General features: G+C 69.8%; 16 protein-coding genes. 9 read left to right on the top strand and 7 right to left on the bottom strand.

Annotated features, from left to right (window positions below):
- Positions 1-381 precede the first annotated feature (381 nt).
- From NLI01S_RS21085 to NLI01S_RS21070, 4 genes are all read left to right on the top strand, one after another.
- On the top strand, positions 382-1,344 hold the full coding sequence (locus NLI01S_RS21085) for a bifunctional riboflavin kinase/FAD synthetase (protein WP_067607298.1): 963 nt from the start codon (positions 382-384) through the stop codon (positions 1,342-1,344).
- 275 nt (positions 1,345-1,619) lie between these two features.
- The gene (gene rpsO / locus NLI01S_RS21080) at positions 1,620-1,889 is read left to right on the top strand and encodes a 30S ribosomal protein S15 (protein ID WP_067607296.1); all 270 of its coding nucleotides are present in this window, start codon (positions 1,620-1,622) and stop codon (positions 1,887-1,889) included.
- Between the two features lie 294 nt (positions 1,890-2,183).
- Positions 2,184-4,484: a polyribonucleotide nucleotidyltransferase gene (locus NLI01S_RS21075; protein WP_067607294.1), complete on the top strand. Its 2,301-nt coding sequence runs from the start codon at positions 2,184-2,186 to the stop codon at positions 4,482-4,484.
- 104 nt (positions 4,485-4,588) lie between these two features.
- Positions 4,589-5,923 carry a M16 family metallopeptidase gene (locus NLI01S_RS21070; RefSeq protein WP_067607292.1) on the top strand — a complete coding sequence of 445 codons (1,335 nt, stop codon included), beginning with the start codon at positions 4,589-4,591 and terminating at the stop codon, positions 5,921-5,923.
- A gap of 82 nt (positions 5,924-6,005) precedes the next feature.
- On the opposite strand, the gene NLI01S_RS21065 is transcribed toward NLI01S_RS21070, so the two are convergent.
- The 5 genes from NLI01S_RS21065 to NLI01S_RS21045 form a co-directional block, all read right to left on the bottom strand.
- Entirely contained in the window at positions 6,006-7,223 is a 1,218-nt protein-coding gene (locus tag NLI01S_RS21065; protein ID WP_067607290.1) for a Dyp-type peroxidase, read from the bottom strand.
- On the bottom strand, positions 7,223-7,792 hold the full coding sequence (locus tag NLI01S_RS21060) for a copper chaperone PCu(A)C (RefSeq protein ID WP_067607288.1): 570 nt from the start codon (positions 7,790-7,792) through the stop codon (positions 7,223-7,225). Before NLI01S_RS21060 ends, NLI01S_RS21065 begins: the two co-directional genes overlap by 1 nt.
- A gap of 178 nt (positions 7,793-7,970) precedes the next feature.
- Positions 7,971-8,438, bottom strand: a complete 468-nt coding sequence (locus NLI01S_RS21055) for an Hsp20/alpha crystallin family protein (RefSeq protein WP_067607287.1) — start codon at positions 8,436-8,438, stop codon at positions 7,971-7,973.
- Positions 8,435-10,078, bottom strand: a complete 1,644-nt coding sequence (locus tag NLI01S_RS21050; protein ID WP_067607284.1) for a BCCT family transporter — start codon at positions 10,076-10,078, stop codon at positions 8,435-8,437. Before NLI01S_RS21050 ends, NLI01S_RS21055 begins: the two co-directional genes overlap by 4 nt.
- A gap of 292 nt (positions 10,079-10,370) precedes the next feature.
- Positions 10,371-10,919, bottom strand: coding sequence for a MarR family winged helix-turn-helix transcriptional regulator (locus NLI01S_RS21045; RefSeq protein WP_067607283.1), 549 nt, complete (start codon positions 10,917-10,919; stop codon positions 10,371-10,373).
- 258 nt (positions 10,920-11,177) lie between these two features.
- On the opposite strand from NLI01S_RS21045, the gene NLI01S_RS21040 reads away from it, so the two are divergent.
- The 4 genes from NLI01S_RS21040 to NLI01S_RS21025 all read left to right on the top strand — a co-directional run bounded on the left by NLI01S_RS21040 (position 11,178) and on the right by NLI01S_RS21025 (position 15,741).
- Positions 11,178-12,200, top strand: a complete 1,023-nt coding sequence (locus tag NLI01S_RS21040) for a polyprenyl synthetase family protein (RefSeq protein WP_067607304.1) — start codon at positions 11,178-11,180, stop codon at positions 12,198-12,200.
- Between the two features lie 93 nt (positions 12,201-12,293).
- Positions 12,294-13,760 (top strand): phytoene desaturase family protein, encoded by a 1,467-nt coding sequence (crtI, locus tag NLI01S_RS21035; protein ID WP_067607281.1) that lies wholly within the window; start codon positions 12,294-12,296, stop codon positions 13,758-13,760.
- A complete protein-coding gene (locus NLI01S_RS21030; RefSeq protein WP_067607279.1) occupies positions 13,757-14,695 on the top strand; it encodes a phytoene/squalene synthase family protein in 939 nt (312 codons plus the stop codon). Before crtI ends, NLI01S_RS21030 begins: the two co-directional genes overlap by 4 nt.
- A gap of 38 nt (positions 14,696-14,733) precedes the next feature.
- On the top strand, positions 14,734-15,741 hold the full coding sequence (locus NLI01S_RS21025; RefSeq protein WP_067607277.1) for a DUF5914 domain-containing protein: 1,008 nt from the start codon (positions 14,734-14,736) through the stop codon (positions 15,739-15,741).
- Here NLI01S_RS21025 and NLI01S_RS21020 read toward each other — a convergent pair.
- Positions 15,705-17,279, bottom strand: a complete 1,575-nt coding sequence (locus tag NLI01S_RS21020) for an FAD-dependent oxidoreductase (RefSeq protein ID WP_067607275.1) — start codon at positions 17,277-17,279, stop codon at positions 15,705-15,707. The two genes, NLI01S_RS21025 and NLI01S_RS21020, sit on opposite strands and share 37 nt — an antisense overlap.
- Positions 17,276-18,022, bottom strand: coding sequence for a class I SAM-dependent methyltransferase (locus NLI01S_RS21015; RefSeq protein ID WP_067607273.1), 747 nt, complete (start codon positions 18,020-18,022; stop codon positions 17,276-17,278). The genes NLI01S_RS21020 and NLI01S_RS21015 overlap by 4 nt, the downstream gene beginning before the upstream one ends.
- A 229-nt stretch (positions 18,023-18,251) precedes the next feature.
- Between NLI01S_RS21015 and NLI01S_RS21010 the strand changes: the two genes are divergently transcribed.
- Complete coding sequence (locus tag NLI01S_RS21010) at positions 18,252-19,469, top strand: lycopene cyclase family protein (protein WP_067607271.1); 1,218 nt, start codon at positions 18,252-18,254, stop codon at positions 19,467-19,469.
- Positions 19,470-19,656: the final 187 nt, after the last annotated feature.

The following is a 19,656-nucleotide window of genomic DNA, read 5'->3' as shown; positions in this document are numbered from 1 at the left end:
AGGGTGCCTGGCTTGGCGCAAACGGGAGCGCCGGTGTCGGAGGGGTAGCGCTGCGGGTGAGGGTGATGGTGCCGGTAGTGCCCGCAGGCGGGGGTGGCGATGGGGCCGGTAGGTCGGGCGGGCGTCGTGGGTAATGGTGTCGGCCGTGCCGGTAACGCCCATAGGTACTACTTCGAGGTGTGGGCACGCCGATATCCCCACCCCGCCCGACGACCCCAAGAGCCAGAGACCCCACCGCCCCGGCCACCTCCACCCCCTGGAATCACTCATCCAGGGGTAGAGCCGGTGTGGTCGCCCACACCGGCCGCGTGGCGGAAGACGCTCCGGCGACATGGCACTCTTGAGACCGGATCACATCTCGACGAGCAAGGGGAGCCGAACGTGCGGAGATGGGACGGGCTGGGCGACATTCCCACCGACTGGGGACGCTCCGTGGCGGCGATCGGTGTCTTCGACGGTGTGCACCGCGGCCATCAGGCCATCCTGGCCTCCGCCGTCGCCCATGGGCGTGACCTGGGCCTGCCGGTGGTCGTGGTCACCTTCGATCCCCACCCCGAACACGTGTTGCGCGGCCGTACCCCGTCGGTGCTCACCCCGGTGGACCGCCGCGTCGAGTTGCTGAGGGAACAGGGCGCCGACGCAGTGTGCGTACTGCCCTTTACCAAGGAACTCTCCTCGCTGAGCCCCGAGGAGTTCGTCCGCCGGATCCTCGTCGACAGTCTCGGAGCGGTCGCCGTGGTGGTGGGAGAGGACTTCCGCTTCGGGCACCGGGCCGCCGGGGACGTGGCCGCCCTGACCCGTCTGGGGGAGGAGTGCGGGTTCGGCACGGACGGGGTGAAGCTGGTCGCCGAGGGCGAGACCATCACCTCCACCCGGATCCGGGGGCTCCTCGCCGAGGGCGACGTGGCCGGTGCCGCGGCGCTTCTGGGCCGCCCGCACCGGGTCATCGGAGAGATCGTGCACGGAGCGGCCCGAGGGCGGGAGCTCCTGGGTTTCCCCACGGCCAACATGGATCTGCCACCGGACACCGCGGTGCCCGGTGACGGTGTCTACGCTGGGTGGCTCGGCCGGCTGGAACCCGTCACCGGTCACGAGGCGCGTTGGCCCGCCGCCATCTCGGTGGGTACCAACCCCACCTTCGACGGAGCCGAACGTACGGTGGAGGCCTACGCGCTGGACCGCGACGACCTGGAGCTGTACGGGCTGACGATGGCCGTGGACCTCACCGCCCGTATTCGTGGGCAGGAACGGTTCGACGACATCGACGAGCTGATCCTGGCGATGCGGCGCGACGTGGACCGCTGCCGTGAGGTCCTCACCGCCGAGACCGGCGACACCCCCTGACCTCGCCCCCGGCCTCCGGCGAGTCCGGGATCACCGTGGACCCGGGCCGATCGCCCCCTGAACTGCGGTAAGCTGAAAACGTTCACGTGTGCCCGTGGCCGGTTCGTCCCCGAAGGGGTGATGGAACCGACGGGAACGCGGCAGGGTCACGCCATCGGCGCCGTGCCGCGCACAGCACACGCGACGGTGACTGTTCGTACGCGCGGTCACCGTGTCCGACCCCTGTCACGTGCCGGGGTTCGCCCCGCGTACCGAACCATGAGCGAAGGAGCGTCGTGTCGATCGACACCGACAGCAAGAAGAGGATCATCGCGGAGTACGGCACCAAGGATGGTGACACCGGCTCCCCCGAGGTGCAGATCGCGCTGCTCACGCACCGCATCACCGAGCTCACCGAGCACCTCAAGACCCACAAGCACGACCACCACAGCCGTCGTGGTCTGCTGCTGATGGTCGGCCGTCGTCGCGGTCTCCTGAAGTACCTCGCCAAGGAGGACATCACCCGCTACCGCTCGCTGATCGAGCGTCTGGGTCTCCGCCGCTAGGTGAATCGGGAGGGAGTGGCCTTGGCCGCTCCCTCTTTGTTAGTAAGGTGTAACCGGAGTGGCGGTCGACACGGCCGCCGCACCATGAACCACACCCGTGCCGTTCCCCCGGTCCAACAGGGGTCGGTCCTCGGTAGTGGCCTTCGGACCCCGTCTGCGAGATGGGCCGCGGGCTTCGATCGATGACCGACCGGCATCACCTCCGGGGCACGTCGCGGGAGAGAACGTAGGCGTCGAACCCTCCGGGCACCGCCCGGAGACGACGCGTCCCGACTGTGTAGTAGGAGGTCGCCCATGGAGGGCGTTTACTCTGCCGAAGCCGTGATCGACAACGGCAAGTTCGGCTCGCGCACCATCCGCTTCGAGACCGGCCGGCTGGCCCGTCAGGCCGCCGGTTCGTCCACGGTCTACCTGGACGACGAGACCGTCATCCTGTCGGCCACCACCGCCTCGAAGCGCCCCAAGGAGAACCTCGACTTCTTCCCGCTGACGGTGGACGTCGAGGAGCGGATGTACGCCGCCGGTCGTATCCCCGGCTCGTTCTTCCGTCGTGAGGGTCGTCCCTCCGAGGACGCCATCCTCACCTGCCGTCTCATCGACCGGCCGCTGCGTCCGTCCTTCAAGAAGGGCCTGCGCAACGAGATCCAGATCGTCGAGACGGTCCTGGCCCTGCACCCCGAGCACCTGTACGACGTCGTCGCCATCAACGCGGCCTCGATGTCCACCCAGATCGCCGGGCTGCCCTTCTCCGGCCCGATCGGCGGCGTGCGCGTCGCCCTGATCGACGGCCAGTGGGTCGGTTTCCCCACCCACTCCGAGCTGGAGAACGCCACCTTCGACATGGTCGTCGCCGGCCGTGTGCTGGAGGACGGCGACGTCGCGATCATGATGGTCGAGGCCGAGTCCACCACCCGCACCCTGAAGCTGGTCGCCGAAGGGGCCGTCGGTCCCAACGAGCAGACCATCGCCGAGGGCCTCGAAGCCGCCAAGCCCTTCATCAAGGTGCTGTGCAAGGCCCAGCAGGCCGTCGCCGACCAGGCCAGCCGTGAGCAGGGCGACTTCCCGATCTTCCTCGACTACGAGGACGACGTCTACGCCGCCGTCGAGGGCGCGGTCCGCGAGGACCTGGCCAAGGCGCTCACCATCGCCGACAAGCAGGAGCGCGAGGGCGAGCTCGACAAGGTCAAGGAATCGGTCCTCGCGAAGCTGACCGAGACCTTCGAGGGTCGTGAGAAGGAGCTCGGTGCCGCCTTCCGCAGCCTGAGCAAGCAGCTCATGCGCGAGCGCGTGCTGCGCGACCAGGTCCGCATCGACGGTCGTGGTCCCAAGGACATCCGCCAGCTGAGCGCCGAGGTGGGCATCCTGCCGCGCGTGCACGGCTCGGCCCTCTTCGAGCGCGGTGAGACCCAGATCATGGGTGTCACCACGCTGAACATGCTGCGCATGGAACAGACGGTTGACACGCTCAACCCGGACAAGACCAAGCGCTACATGCACAACTACAACTTCCCGCCCTACTCCACCGGTGAGACCGGTCGGGTGGGCTCGCCCAAGCGGCGCGAGATCGGGCACGGCGCCCTGGCCGAGCGGGCCCTGCTGCCGGTTCTGCCCTCCCGCGAGGAGTTCCCGTACGCGATCCGTCAGGTCTCCGAGGCCCTCGGTTCCAACGGTTCCACCTCGATGGGTTCGGTCTGCGCCTCCACCATGTCCCTGATGGCGGCCGGCGTGCCCCTCAAGGAGATGGTGTCGGGCATCGCCATGGGTCTGATCAGTGAGGGCGACCAGTTCGTCACGCTGACCGACATCCTCGGTGCCGAGGACGCCTTCGGCGACATGGACTTCAAGGTCGCCGGTACCCGTGACCTCATCACCGCCCTGCAGCTGGACACCAAGCTCGACGGTATCCCCGCCGAGCAGCTGGCCCTGGCCCTGCAGCAGGCCCGCGGCGCCCGTCTGGCCATCCTGGACGTCATGCAGGAGGCCATCGAGAGCCCGGCGGAGATGAGCCCGAACGCTCCGCGGATCCTCACGGTGAAGGTCCCGGTGGAGAAGATCGGCGAGGTCATCGGCCCGAAGGGCAAGATGATCAACTCGATCCAGGACGACACCGGCGCCGACATCACGATCGAGGACGACGGCACGATCTACATCGGTGCCGTCGACGGCCCCTCCGCCGAGGCGGCCCGGGACACGATCAACCAGATCGCCAACCCGACCATGCCCGAGGTCGGCGACCGCTACCTGGGTACGGTCGTCAAGACGACCGCCTTCGGTGCGTTCGTGTCGCTGCTGCCCGGCAAGGACGGTCTGCTGCACATCTCGCAGATCCGTAAGCTGCACGGCGGCCAGCGGATCGAGAACCTCGACGACGTGATCAGCATCGGCGAGAAGATCCAGGTCGAGATCCGCGAGATCGACGACCGGGGCAAGCTGTCCCTGGTCCCGGTCGAGGTGGTCGAGGCCGAGGCCGCCAAGAACGAGGGTCCCTCCGAGGACGCCGCCCCGAACGACGACAAGTCCGATGAGGACAAGGGTGAGGGTGCCCCGCGCCGTCGCCGTCGTCGTAGCTCGGGCGGGCGTTCCGAGAACACCTGATCGAGTTCCACCCCTCCGCGGGGCGGTCGCGTCTTCGATGACGCGGCCGCCCCGCGGTCGTACGTATGCTCATCTGGACGTCCCGACGCGAAGAAGAAGGTTGCATGAGTTCTGTCCCCACCGCCGCGGAGCAGGAGCCGGGCACGACCGTCACGCTGCTGGAGCCCGACGGCGGTTCCGGTCTGGCGCGTCGGACGGTGTTGCCCGGCGGTCTGCGCGTGGTCACCGAGCACATCCCCGGTGGTCGTTCCGCGGCCTTCGGTATCTCCGCCACCACCGGGTCCCGTGACGAGGACTCCGCGCACGCGGGGTCGGCGCACTTCCTGGAGCACCTGCTGTTCAAGGGAACACACACCCGTTCGGCGCTGGAGATCTCCGCGCTGTTGGACGGGGTGGGGGCCGACCACAACGCCTACACCACCAAGGAGCACACCTGCTACTACGCGAAGGTGCTCGACCGTGACCTGCCGCTGGCGGTGGACGTGGTCGGCGACATGGTCGCGAACTCGGTGCTGGACGAGGGTGAGGTGGAGACCGAGCGCGGCGTGATCCTCGAAGAGATCGCCATGTACGAGGACGAGCCCTCCGACCTGGTGGACGACGTCTTCGCCGAGCACTTCTTCGGTGACAGCCCGCTGGGTCGCCCCATCCTGGGCACCATCGACACGATCAACGCCCTGCCGCGTGACCGCATCATCGAGCAGTACCGCGACTCCTACGTGCCCTCCGAGCTCATCGTGACGGCCGCGGGCAGTCTCGACCACGACGCGGTCGTCGAGCAGGTCCGGTCCATCTTCGCCGAGCGTCTGGCCGCGGCCGGGGACGCCCGCCCCTCGAGTCCGCGCGGTGTCGGTGGCCCGGTCCGCACCTACGACGGAACCGTCGTGCAGCCGCGGGAGACCGAGCAGGCGCACATCATCCTGGGGTCGGAGGGCATCACCCGCACCGACCCGCGCTGGCACGCGCTGCGCCTGCTCAGCGCCGCGCTGGGCGGTGGCATGTCCTCGCGTCTCTTCCAGGAGGTGCGGGAGAAGCGTGGCCTTGCCTACGCCGTGCACGCCTACCACATCGCCTACGCCGACACCGGCGCCTTCCAGCTCTACGCGGGCTGCCTGCCGGAGAAGGCCGACGAGGTCATCGGGGTGTGCCGTGAGGAACTCGCCAAGGTCGCCGCCGGCGGTATCAGCCCGGAGGAGCTGACCCGTGCCAAGGGCCAGATCCAGGGCGCCATGGTGCTGGGCAGTGAAGGCACCAACGCGCGCATGGGCCGCCTGCTCTCCCACGAACTGGTGCAGCCGCGCCACTTCTCCATCGACGAGGACCTGGCCCGGTACGACGCCGTCACCCTGGACGACGTCGCCGCGGTCGCCGCGGAGCTGTTCGATCGCCCGCGCGCCCTCGCCGTGATCGGCCCCTACGAGAAGGACCGGGTCTTCTAAGGGCGAGCCGATTCATCGACGGATCCCGCCGGGGCCGCCCCTGACCGGTGAGGGGCGGCCCCGCCGCTGTCTCGACGTTCGCTCAGCCCTTCCACAGGCCTTCGCCGACGAATCCTCCCTCCGCGCAGCCCGGTGGGACGGCGTAGACCGCCGAACCCACCGCGGTCACCCACTCGTTGAGCAGGTCCAGCTCGTCCAACCGACGTTGGATGGGCACGAACCGCCGCACCGGATCGGACTGGAAGCACACGAACAGCAGCCCCGACTCCCCGGAGGCGGGGTCCTCGTAGTTGTAGCCCCGGCGGAACACACGTTCCTCGGGGTCCTCGGATCGGGCCCGGCGGATGTGCGCGAAGTCCGCGATCACGGTGAGCCCGCCGGCGTCGGTGGCGGCGAAGTCGGGTGCGTCGTGCTCGCTCTCCCCGGTGAGCGGAGATCCATCGGCCAGCCGACGTCCCACCACCGCCTCGCGTGCGGGCCGGTCCAGCTCCTCCCAGGTGTCCAGGTGGGTGGCGATCCGGCGCAGCACCAGCGACGTGCCACCGGCGAGCCACCCCGGGCCGTCCTCGGACCACACCAGGTGGTCGAAGTCCTCGGTCCCCGGCGCCGGATTGACCGTGCCGTCCACCTGGCCCATGAGGTTGCGCATGGTGGTGCCGTCCCGTTCCGAACCGTGGGCGCGGCGGAATCCGTCCTGGATCCACCGCACCCGGGTGTGGGCGCGGGCGTCCCGGAGCAGGACCCGCGCCGCGTGCGCCACGGTCACGGGATCGTCCGAACACACCTGGAGGAGCAGGTCCGTTTGACCCCACTCCGAACGCAGCGCGTCGTGGTCGAACCCGGGAAGGTCGGTGAGCCAGGCCGGCACGGCGTCGGGTGCCACGCGTTCCACCAGCCCCCGCCCGAACCCGAAGGTCACCGTGAGTCGTGCGGGCACCGCCGCCAGCTCCGGTTCGGTATCGGCGAGCGCCCCCTCACCACGGCTCAACCTGGCCACGTCGTCGCCGAGCAACGACAGCAACCGACGTACCCCTTCGGCGTCGGTGTCGGCGTTCAGATCCAGGCCGAGGAGACGGACGTTCGCCTGTGGTGGGGTCTCGATCCCGGCCTGCCGGGTTCCGTGGAAGGAAACGCTACCCTCACCGTGCGGTCGGGGAGGACCGGTCGGTTCGGGTTCGGTCGCCGTCGAACGTGCGACGACCGCGCCGCTCAGGGCCCCGACCCCGGCGGTGGCGCCGGCCAACAGCACCCCTCGACGGCTCCACCGCCCCCCGCCGGTCCCTTCGCGCGGGCGGGACATCAGTGATCCCCTCCGTGGTCCTCGTGGTCGCCCTCGTACTCTTCGTTGGCGCCCGCGTGCTCCTTGACCACCGCGGTGAACGTGGTGGTCGACCCGTCGGACAGTTCCACGGTGACGGTGGACTCCGCTCCCGGCTCGAGGTCGGTGGTCAGCCCCATGAGCATGATGTGGTTCCCACCGGGTTCCAGCGGCAGCGTCCCGTTCGCCGGGATCGGGAACCCGCCCTCGCGTTCACGCATGGTGGCGTCCGCGCCCTGGGTGGTGACCTCGTGCAGTTCGACGGTGTCGGCGTCCTCGTGGGAGGCGGCGACGACGGTGACCTCCTGGTCGCCGTCGTTGACCATCTCACCGAAGACCGCCGTCATACCGTCCTCGACGGTGGCCGCCTTGATCCACGGGTCGTCGAGGGTGAGGGAGTCCGCGGCCGGGGAGTCCCGGGTGGCCCCGTCCTCCTCGGTGCCGCCCTCCCGGGGGCCGGCGTCGTCGTCGGCGCCGTCACCGCAGCCCGTGAGGGCCAGTGACAGTGCCAGGACGGCACCCAGGACACGGGTACGGGGGTGGACGGGCATCGTGTGACCTCCTCGGCGGGCCGCCGAACGCGGCCGTTCGCCATGGGAGTCGGTCAGGGCGCCCGTTCGGTTCCCGGCGGGCGTCAACGGGCCCGGAAAGGTCGCGAACGAACCGCGGGCCCCGCCGGAGGTGATCCTCCGACGGGGCCCGTCCGCGTCACGTGTGCGGGTTCCGGCCTCAGGCGCGCCTGCGGCGGGAGACCTTGATCGTCTTGGCCTTGCGCTGGTTGGCCGCCCCGTGCACGACGACCTCCAACAGCCCCTCGCCGTAACTGGCCTCGATGTCCTCCTCGCGGGTGCCCTCCGGGAGGCTGATCTCCCGCCGGAACGTGCCCATGAAGCGTTCCGAGGAGTAGTAGACGACGTCCTCCTCGTCCCGCATGCGTTCACCACTGATGGTGAGGACCCCGTGTTCGAAGGTGACCGCCGCGTCCTCCTCGAACACCCCCGGGACCTCGCAACGGACGACCAGGTCCCGACCGCGGGCCAGGATGTCGGTGGGCGGGCTCCAGGCGTCGGCGAAGCCGCGTTCGCGTTCCCCGGCCTGGCTGGTCTCGATCGAGGACATGGTGTCGGAGATGCGGTTCATCTCCGTGATCATGTCGATGACCCCGTGGAAGGGGTTGTTGAACCTCTTGGGACTCACGTGGCCTGACCTTCCTCTGGCTTGTTCTCGTCACCGTGGTGTTCGGTCCGGTCGTGTTCGCGGGAGCCCACGGGGATGTTGCCGGGACGATGTCGCTGCTCGGGTGGGGGACGGTCCTCGGCTCGCAGTCTCTTGGGCGCCCCTGGTTTGGGTTCCTCGGACAGTCCCTTGAACAGGCCCCACACCATGAAGATCAGGATCACCGCGAACGGCAGACCGGTGACGACCGAGGCCGCTTGGAGCGCGTCGAGGGCGCTGGCCCCGCCCAACACCAACAGGATGAGCGTGACCGCGCCCTCGCTGATCGCCCAGAAGGCGCGCTGGACCTTGAGCGGTTTGGTGCTGCCTCCGTTGGTGAGCATGTCCACCACCAACGACCCGGAGTCGGAGGAGGTGATGAAGAAGATCGCCACGACGATGATGAGGAACAGCGACATGATCACGGCGACGATCGGGCCCATCGGCAACGCGTCCAGCAGATGGTAGGCGGCGTCGGACTCGTCACCTTCCATGAAGCCGCCCCCGCCGAACAGTTCGTAGTACATGCCCGCGCCGCCGAACACACCGAACCACAGGACGGAGACCAGTACCGGGCCGAACAGCGCGCCGAGCACGAACTCACGGATGGTGCGCCCGTAGGAGATACGGGCCAGGAAGATGCCGACGAAGGGCGCCCAGGAGATCCACCAACCCCAGTAGAAGACACTCCAGGTGGTGGTGAAGTCGGCGGCGGTCCCGTCGGCCAAGGGGCTCGGGAAGGACATGCTCCAGGGGATCAGGTTGCCCAGGTACTCGCCGGCTCCGGTGACCATGGTGCTGATGATCCACAGCTTGGGGCCCAGGGCGAAGATGATCGCCATGAGGATGAACGCCAGCCACAGGTTGAGCACCGACAGCCGGCGCATGCCCTTGTCGATCCCGGAGACGACGCTGTACAGGGCGATCCCGGTGATGACGACGATGATGATCGACTGAGTGAACGAGTTGTTGGCGATGCCGAACACCTCGGACAGACCACTGTTGATCTGTAGGGTGCCCAGGCCGAGTGAGGTCGCCAGACCGAAGATGGTTCCGAACACCGCCAGGATGTCCACCAGGTTGCCGGGCCAGCCGAAGGCCTTGTCGCCCAGCAGCGGGTACAGCGCCGAGGCGGGGCGTAGCGGCAGGCCCTTGCGGAAGGCGAAGTAGCCCAGGGACAGGCCGAGGGCGATGTAGATCGCCCATGGGTGGAAGCTCCAGTGGAAGAAGCTGGAGGCGAGCGCGGTGCTGGCGGCGTCGGCCTGGGGCACCGCCTCACCGCCGCCCTCGGGTACGACGGGCGCCAGCGCCGAGTCACGCGGCTCGTGCATGTGGGTGACCGGTTCGGCCACACCCCAGAAGACCAGACCGATACCCATACCGGTGGTGAAGAGCATCGCGAACCAGGCGATGGTGCCGAACTCCGGCCTGGAGTCGTCCGGGCCGAGCCGGATGTTGCCGAAACGGCTCAGCATCAGGAAGATCGCCGCGCCCAGGAAGAAGGTCGTGGACAGGACGTAGAACCAGCCCAGCTGTGAGCCGATCCAGTCACGTGCCGTACCCGCGGCGTTCAGGAGGGGATCGGTGAAGGCGATCCCCAGAACCACGAAGACGACGACCACGATCCCGGAGATCGCGAAGACCGGGGGATTCGTATGTTCTCGGATGTACCTGCGCAGGGTTGAGATGGTTACTCCTTCCCAGCCCCGTCGGTCGGGGGTCGGGGTGCCGGTTCCTGCCTCCGGCCACGGATGGGTCCCGTGGGATGGTAGAGGCTTTCGTCCCAGGTAGTAAAGCAACCGTCACAACACGGAGAGTTTCGGCAAAGTGAGTGATGTCGTATTTGTCGGATTCTGGGCGGGAGGGAAGGCGGAGGAAGGACGCGAGCGGTGGGGAATGGAACGGGTCTTTGGTTCAGCCCGAGCGGCGTGGGGAGCGCTGGGCGATGAGGCCCTCCAGAGTGTCGTTCACCCTGTTCATCCAGTCCACGATCACCTTCAGCTCGTCCACCGGGTAATCCTCGTGTATGGCGATCATGGCGTCGCCGATCCCCGCGGCGGTGCTCTTGGCCAACTGTTCGGCCCCCGCCACCAGGCGTACCGCCACCTTGCGCCGGTCCAGTGGGTGCGGGGTGCGCTCGACCAGACCGTGCGCCTCCATCCGGTCGATCACGCCCGTCACCGAACCCGTGGACAGGCACAGGCTGTCCGCGATCTCTCCGGGAGTCATGGAACCGGCCACGCGCAGCAGCGTGTAGCACTGGAAGTCGGTGGGGTTCATGCCCGAGCGCTCCGACATCCGGTGCAACAACCGCACCAGCTGTACCGCCAGCTGTTGACCGTCGGTCTGTAGGGACGAGTACAGGTCCGCGCGGGGGTCGGCCGTTTCCGTCATGGGCGCCTCCACCTCGGCGGCCTCGGACCCCTCGGGCCCGGTGAAGCGGATTCTGGGCGCGGTGTTCATCCATCTCCCAGCGTCACGATGATCGGGCCTTCCGGTCACTGCCATCGAGTTTACGGGGGCTCGAAGTGTTGGGTGGCCCAGAGTCTATGCGATGTGTAATAGTTCGTTTTATGAGAATCATGTAAAACGAGACAAATCGTCCAAGTGGCCTTCCCAGAGGAGAGTGTCATCGTCGACTTCAAGACGGAAGCACCACGAACGGAGTGGCGACCACCGTCGACGGACTTCGGTGGGGTCCGCGCGGCCGTCGGCGACCTCCTGCGCCGACACCTGGAGCCGCGGGTTCGGGAGGTGGGCCTCCTCGATCCGGACTGCGCCGGTGACCTGGCCGAACGAATCCTCTCCTTCACCCTGGGCGGCAAACGACTCAGGTCCACACTGGCCTGGTGGGGCTGGCTCGCCGGTGGTGGCCCGCCTCACGGACCCGATGCGCGGGCGGCGCTGTCCGCGGCCTCCGCGCTGGAGGTGCTCCAGACCTTCGCCCTGTTCCACGACGACGTGATGGACTCCGCCACCACCAGGCGGGGCGCCCCCTCCCTGCACGCGGTCCACACCGCCGACCATCGGTCACGGTCCTACCGGGGAGAACCGGCGCGCTACGGCGAGTCCATGGCGGTCCTCACCGGAGACCTCGCCCTGGCCTGGGCCGACGACCTGCTCCACGAGTCCATCGACGCCCTCCCCACCAAGAGCGAGGCCCATCGGGTGTGGCGCGACATGCGCACCGAGGTGATGGTCGGTCAGTACCTCGACCTGCGTTCCCAAGCGCGCGCGGAACGTTCGGTGAGCGTCGCCCTGCGGACAGACCGACTCAAGACCGCCTCCTACACCGTCGAGCGTCCTCTGCACCTGGGCGCCGTCATGGCCGGAGCCCCGTTCACGACCCTGTCGGCGCTGCGCGACTACGGCGCCGACGTGGGCGTGGCCTTCCAACTCCGCGACGACCTCATGGACGTCTACGGTGATCCGTCCCGAACAGGGAAGGCGCCGGGGGAGGACCTCCAACAGGGCACGAACACCATGCTCCTGGCGACCGGCGTCGACCTGGCACGGGAACACGGTGATATCGCCGCCCTGGACCTGCTGGAACGTGTCGGCGCCGGCCCGGTGGACACGGTCGAGGTCGCACACGTCCTCGACCGTCTGGGCGCACGCGACCTGGTACGACGACGCTGCCGTGCCCTGGCCGACCGGGGCGTGGGACACCTCGCCCACCTCGACATCGACCCGACCGTGCGCGAAGGCCTGACCGGCTTCGCCGACACCGCGGCGAGTACCTGAGCCCGAACCCGAACACGCTCGTAGGTGGAACCCGTGAACCCTGACGCGACCTCGACCCGGCCTTCGGGCCCTTCGCGAATCGGCCGCGACCCGGTGGTCGTCGTGGGCGCCGGCCTGTCCGGTCTGTCGTGCGCCCTGCACCTGCTGGGCGCCGGCCGCGACGTGGTGATCGTCGAACGCGAGGAGTACCCGGGCGGACGCGCGGGCCGCCTCGACATGGACGGCTTCCGGGTGGACACCGGGCCCACCGTCCTGACCATGCCCGAACTCCTTGACGAGGCCTTCGCCGCCGTCGGGGAGAGCCTGCGTGACCGCCTCGACCTCCTACCGCTGGCCCCGGCCTACCGGGCGAACTTCGCCGACGGCACCACAATCGACGTGCACACCGACCGCCGTCGCATGACCACCGAGGTGGCCCGGGTCGCCGGAACCCGAGAAGCCGTGGGCTATCTGCGCCTGCGCGAGTGGCTCACCCGCCTCTACGAGGTGGAGATGCGCTCGTTCATCGACGCCGACTTCGACTCGCCCCTGGACCTGCTCGGCCCCGACCTGGTCCGGCTGGCCGCCCTGGGCGGTTTCGGCCGTCTGGCTCCCGCGATCGGCAGGTACGTCGAGGACGAGCGTCTGCGCCGCGTCTTCTCGTTCCAGTCCCTCTACGCCGGGGTGGCGCCCGAGCGCGCCCTGGCCGCCTACGCCGTCATCGCCTACATGGACACGATCGCGGGCGTCCACTTCCCGAGAGGTGGGATGCGTGCGATCGGTGAGGCCATGGCGGGGGCGGCGGCCAAGGCCGGGGCGCGTCTGCGCTACGGCGAGTCCGTGACACGCCTGGAACGGTCGAGGGACCGGGTCACCGCGGTGGTGACCGACCAGGGCGAACGCCTGGCCTGCGACCAGGTCGTGCTGACCGTGGACCTGCCCACCGCCCACCGTCTCCTGGGACGTCGGCCCCAACGCCTGGTCCCGCACCGCTTCTCGCCCTCGGCGGTCGTGCTCCATCTGGGCACCGACCGCACGTGGGAGCACCTGTCCCACCACACCATCTCGTTCGGCCACCAGTGGGAACGCACCTTCACCGAGATCATCGATCGAGGCCGCACGATGAGCGATCCCTCGCTGCTGGTCACCCAACCCACGCTCACCGACCCCTCCCTGGCCCCCGACGGCCACCACCTGCTCTACGTCCTGGCGCCCGCACCCAATCTCGACGCGGGCGACATCGACTGGGACAGGGAGGGGCCGCGTTACCGGGACGAGCTCGTCGGAACCCTCCAAGAGCGCGGGCTGACCGGGCTCGACGCCTCGATCCGAGCCGAACGGATGGTCACCCCCGCCGACTGGGCCCGCCAGGGCATGGCTCGCGGCACCCCGTTCTCCCTGGCGCACACCTTCGCCCAGACCGGCCCGTTCCGGCCCCGCAACGTCCTGGCCGGCACCACCAACGCCGTCCTCGCGGGTTGTGGCACCACCCCCGGCGTGGGGCTGCCCACGGTGCTGATCTCGGGAAGACTGGCGGCCGCGCGAGTGCTGGCCGCGTCGACACGACGGGGACGACGATGAACAGGGCCATCGCCGAACTGAACGCGGCCGGGATCACCTCGCAACGTCTGCGCGACGACTACCTGCGCTGCCGCGACCTGCACGCCCACCATGGCCGCACCTACTACACGGCCACTCTGGTGCTGCCACCCGAACGCCGCCCCGGCATCCACGCGCTCTACGGGTTCGCCCGCTGGGTGGACGACATCGTCGACGAACCCGAACCCGGGACCACCGTCGAGGACCAACGTTCACGTCTGGACCGCGTCGACGCCGAACTGACCCTCGGCCTGGCCGGTTCCGAACCGGACGAACCGGTACTGCGAGCCCTGGCGCACACCGTGGAGCGCTACGAACTGCCCGCCGAGCACTTCACCGCCTTCATGTCCTCCATGCGCATGGACCTGGATGTGACCGAATACCGCGACCTCGACCACCTGCGCGAGTACATGTACGGCTCGGCCGCGGTGATCGGACTCCAGGTCCTGCCGGTGCTGGGCACGGTCACGTCCCGCAGCGAGGCCGCACCGCACGCGGCCGCCCTGGGCGAGGCCTTCCAACTCACCAACTTCCTGCGTGACGTGGCCGAGGACCTCGGGCGCGGACGGGTGTACCTGCCCACCGACGTCCTCGCCGAACACCGGGTCGATCGCGCCCTTCTGGAGCACTGCGCCAGGGCGAGAATCCCGGACCCGCGGGTGTGCCGGGCCATCGCCGAGCTGGTGGAGGTCAACCAGGACCTCTATCGCCTGGCCGAACCCGGGGTGGCGATGCTCGAACCCGTCGCCCGTCCGTGTGTCGCCACCGCCTTTCGGCTCTATCGCGCCATTCTGGACGAGATCGGTGCGGCGGACTTCGACGTGTGGAGTGTCCGCCACCGGGTGTCCGACGCGCGCAAGATGGCGTCGGCCCTGCCCGCCCTGGCCCGCTCACTGTGGGCGAGGGCCGTCCCGTGACCCCGGGACGGTCGGTCCATCCCCTGAGGAGATCGCAGATGACGCTGCCCGGCCCCGAACCTCGACGGATCCCCCTGCGCCGTATGCCCAAGGGCACCTGGTCCCGTCAGGAACCGACCTGGCGGGAGGCGTCCCCGGGTGTGATCGGGTCCGCGCTCAAACGTGCCCTGGCCCGGCCCTCCGGCAACTGGTACGTGCTGGCGGCGTCCGAGGAGGTGCGCGCCGACCGCCCCTTCGGCCGGATGGTGGCCGGCACCGAACTGGTGGCCTGGCGTACCGCGGACGGGTCCGTGCACGCCGGTCCGGGAGCCTGCCCGCACCTGGGCGCGCCCCTGTGCCGGGGAGCGGTGGACCAGGGGCGTCTGGTGTGCCGCTGGCACGGGCTGTCCCTGGGCTCCGAAGGTTTCCCCGGCTGGAGCCCCCACCCCGCCCACGACGACGGAGTGCTGGTGTGGGTACGACTGGACCAGGTGGGTGGTGAGGAACCACTGGAGGCACCCGTGGTTCCCGAACGTCCCGCGTCCGCCCGCAGCATCGCCGCGGTGGAGAGCATGGCGGGTCGGTGCGAACCCGAGGACGTGGTCGCCAACCGGCTCGACCCCTGGCACGGCTCCTGGTTCCACCCCTACTCCTTCGTGGGGTTGCGGGTCACCGAGACATCGAGCGGACCCGACCCCGACCCCGACCGGATGGTGGTGGACGTGGGCTTCAAGGTGGCCGGTCGATGGGGCGTGCCCGTACGCGCCGAGTTCGTCTGCCCCGAACCGCGCACGGTGGTCATGCGCATCATCGAGGGCGAGGGGGAGGGCAGCGTGGTGGAGACCCACGCCACGCCGCTGGGTGTGGACGAACGAGGGGTACCGCGCACCGCCGTCATCGAGGCGACGGTCGCGTCCTCCGACCGCACCGGATTCGCGTTCGCGCGCAGGCTCGCCGGTGCGGTCCGTCCGGTGATGCGCATGACCGCCCGCCGCCTGTGGCGCGACGACCTCGCCTACGCCGAACGCCGCTACCTGCTGCGCGCGTCCGGGCGGTGGCCCGGCTGACGTAGGGACCGGGCCAGGGCGCGCAGCGGTGCGAACCGGCCCCGCCGGGGCACGCTCCACACGGTGTGCCCTCGCCGCCCCCACCGGGTGAGCAGGGCGTTGGCGGCCAGTACGCCACTGGTGGCCGCGCGTTCCATCAACGCCACCGGAAGATCCACCCGTACGTGGTCCCCGGCCACCACCAGCCACGGGTCGGGGGTGGTCACCGCGCAGCGTTCGGTGTGGCCGCCGGGTGGGAACAGGGGACAGTCCTGACGCAGTTCGTGTCGGGCGTCCACCACCCCGGCCTCGCGAAGCTCGGGGTAGACCGCCAGTGCCTGTTTCCACAGGGACACCTGTTCGGCCGCCGGATCACATCCCTCTGGCAGCGCATAGGCGTGCAGTTCCACGACCGAACCACCGGTGCGCCGTGCCCAGTCGGCCGCCTGGTCCTCGTAGCGTTCCAACACGCTGACGTTGTCCAGGGTGGGGTGCCCGGCGGTGCCCAGGAACGCCTGCCGATGCGCGCGCACCGGGCGGTCCGACCAGTAGCGGGAGACCAGGAACGGCGGTGCCGAAGGCAGTGCCGCCACTCGCCTGCGCCAACTCCCGTCACCGAGCTCCGGGGAGCGGGCCACCACCTCGCGCAAGCCGCCCGGATCGGTGGCCAGCACCACCCCGTCGAAGCGCTCGCCGCGCTCACCACCCTGGTCGGTCCAGGTCACGGTGGCCCCGGCCGGGGCCGCGGGGGCGATCCCCTCCACTCGTGCCCCGTAGCGAAAGACCACCCCGTCCGCGCACAGACGTTCGGCGAGAGGGTTCCACAGCGCCCGCGGGAAGGGCGCGCGCGGCACGTCGAACACCAGCCCTTCGGAGGAACCGAGGAAGTAGATGTGGAACATCACCGCCATCTCCGCCGCCGACAGGCGTTCGGGCGAGGCGAAGAAGCTGCGGCTGAAGACCTCGAAGGCCAGGTGGCGGGCGCTGCGCGGGAAGCGGGTCACCTCCAACAGATCACGGGCGCTGAGGTGGTCCAGGCGTTCGTACACACCCGGCACGTCCACGTCCAGTAGTTGCAGGGCGGCCGGCAGGTTCACCCCGGCCAACTCCTGGACCGGGAAGCTGCGGCTGGTCGCGGCCAGCACGGCGGCGTTCCACGGCGGTGTGCTCGGAAGCCCGGAGAAACGGTCGGCCGCACCCGAGGCGTGCACCAACGGGTAGTCCGTCAACGGCACCAGGGCGGAGAGTTCGGGGTCGCCGTGGCGTAGCAGCGCGCGCAGGTTGTAGTACTGCCGGAAGAAGGCGTGGAAGCCGCGGCTCATCGTCGCCGTGGAGCCGTCGGCCAGGGTGGTCTCCCAGCCGCGAAGCCGCCCGCCCAGACCTTCCTCGCGTTCGAGGACCGTCACCTCGATCCCGCGTTCGGTCAGGGCGCGGGCGGTGGCGAGTCCCGCGATGCCACCGCCCACCACCGCCACACGGGGCGTGTGCTCCGGGCGTGGCCCCACGGGTTCGGGCGCCGGGAGCGCCTCGGCGGCGGGGTCGTGGACGTCGCCGCTCACCAGACGCCTCCCGGACGGGAGCCGACGAAGGTGTGCGTGATCCCGTACTGCCATCCCGGCAACGGCGCGTCGGCCACCGACTCCAGCCCGGTGGCCCGCATGCGCGCGAGCAACTCCCGCCTGCCGTCGAACTCCAGCACGCTGCGCCACAGGTAACGAAACAGGTCGGCCCGCCCGGTCAGCGCCTTGCCGGAGGGGATGATGATCCCCCAGCACACCGCCGTCCACACCGCCCGCGCGGACGGTGAATCGGCCACCGAGTACTCGTGCAGGGCCAATCGCCCTCCCGGGCGCAGCACCTGGAAGACCGACCGGAGCAGCGTTTCGGGGTCGGGCACGTTTCTGATCAGGTAGGCGCCGAACACCGCGTCCGCCGGCCCACCCGACCACTCGTGCACCCGGTCGGGGGACAGTTCCTCGGCCCGGGCCCGATGGAAGACGACGTCGCCGTCCCAGGTCTTGGCCCGTGCGGCGTCGAGCATGCCCTGGGAGGCGTCCACCCCCACGATCCGGGCCTTGGGCGCGGCGTCGAGCAACGCCGCCGTGGAGGCGCCGGTGCCGCAGCCCAGATCCAACAGACGCATTCCCTCGCCCTGGTCCGGCAGCCGCAGCCGCCGCACCGACGCGCGCAGGTCCCGGTGGTAACCCGGGTTGGCGCCGACCAGCCGGTCGTAGGCGCTCGCCGCGTGATCGAACTCGTCGGTGACCGCTCCGGTCTTCATCCGGCCCGTCGTGGTGGTCATGGTGCTCCCACGTGTGATCGTCGATGTCCTAGGGCGTGTTCCGCGAATACATACCCTGCTGCGCGACGCCCCAGCGGCACCGTCACCGCGTTCTCATCAGTCGACAGCCAAACCCGGGCCGATTCCTTCTTCGGCCTTGTGCCGGCACCACTGGATGCGCAGCTCGCGACGGGCAGCATCCACGGAACACGCCCTAGCGTTCTCCCGAGAGCCCCGGCAAGCTGGGACCATGACCGACTACGACGTGGTGATCATCGGCGGGGGAGCCGCGGGGCTCACCCTCTCCCACCGCATGGGCACGGTCAACGAACGACGCGGGAGTCCCCTGCGCACGGCCCTGCTGGAGCCTCCCGTGGGAGGGCACACACCGCCCCCGCGCACCTGGTGCTTCTGGGAACCGGCCGGAGGGCCTTGGGACGACCTGTTGACGGCGCGGTGGCGCGACCTGACCGTGGTGGGGGCCGGCGGCGCCGAGTACCGTTCCCCGGCCGATCCCTACGTGTACAAGATGCTGCGTTCGGCCGACATGGCGGCCCATGTCCGCGACCACGCCGACGAGCACCTCCGGACGCGGGCGCTGTACGTAACGGGGCTGGTCGACGGGCCCGAGCACGCCACGGTCCACGCCACCGAACCCGACGGCACCGAGGTGGCCCTGACGGCCCGTTGGGTCTTCGACTCCCGCCCCCCGGCCCTGCCTCCGGGCGGGCGCACCACCCTGCTCCAGCACTTTCGGGGATGGTTCGTGCGCCTGCCACGCGAGGGCTTCGATCCGGGATCGGCCATCCTCATGGACCTGCGCCCGGAGCAACCCCGTACCGGCGTCGCCTTCGGCTACGTACTGCCGCTGTCCTCGCGCGAGGCGCTGGTGGAGTACACCGAGTTCGGCCGCACCGCCCTGACCACCGCGGAGTACGAGAAGGCCCTCACCGACTACTGCGCCCGGGCGGGGCTGGGGGAATTCGAGGTCACCGCCACGGAACAGGGCGTCATCCCGATGACCGACGCCCCCTTCCCCACCCGGACCGGACGGCGTCTGTTCCGCATCGGCACCGCGGGCGGCGCGACCCGTCCCTCCACCGGCTACACGTTCAGCGGAGTGGCCCGGCAGACCACGGCGGTGGCCCGGGCCCTGGCCGCCGACCGGACGCCGGTGCCCCCGGTCCCGCATCGTTCTCGCCACCTGACCATGGACGCCATCATGCTCGCGGCGTTGGACGGCGGGCGGGTGGAGGGCGCCGACTTCTTCGAGCGGCTCTTCGCCGGCAATCGGCTCGGCGACGTGCTGGCCTTCCTGGACGGAGCCTCCCACCTGCCGACCGAGCTCCGTATGGGGCTGACCACTCCGGTGGCGGCCATGTCCCGGAGCACCCTCGACCACCTGTGGCACACCCTGCGCACCCGCGTCGGTGGGGCCCGGCGGACCACCGGAGCGGACAACGGTTGACTGCGCCGCTGTGACCTGCGATTACTCCTGGGAGGCGAGTGTGCTTTCGTCCGGTTGGGAGGGGTACGTTCGGGGAATCCTGGGGTCACGCGGCGGCGGAAACGGGACGGACCACCCGGGCCCTCCGGGGGCGTACCTCCCGGGTCCGGGATCGACCCGCTCCGGCCGAATCGAAAGGGGCGGCGAC

The organism is Nocardiopsis listeri NBRC 13360 (assembly GCF_001570765.1).
In the GTDB taxonomy this organism is placed as follows: Bacteria; Actinomycetota; Actinomycetes; order Streptosporangiales; family Streptosporangiaceae; genus Nocardiopsis; species Nocardiopsis listeri.
The sequence above is the reverse complement of the archived record's forward strand: the minus strand, read 5'-3'. Positions and strand labels throughout refer to the sequence as shown.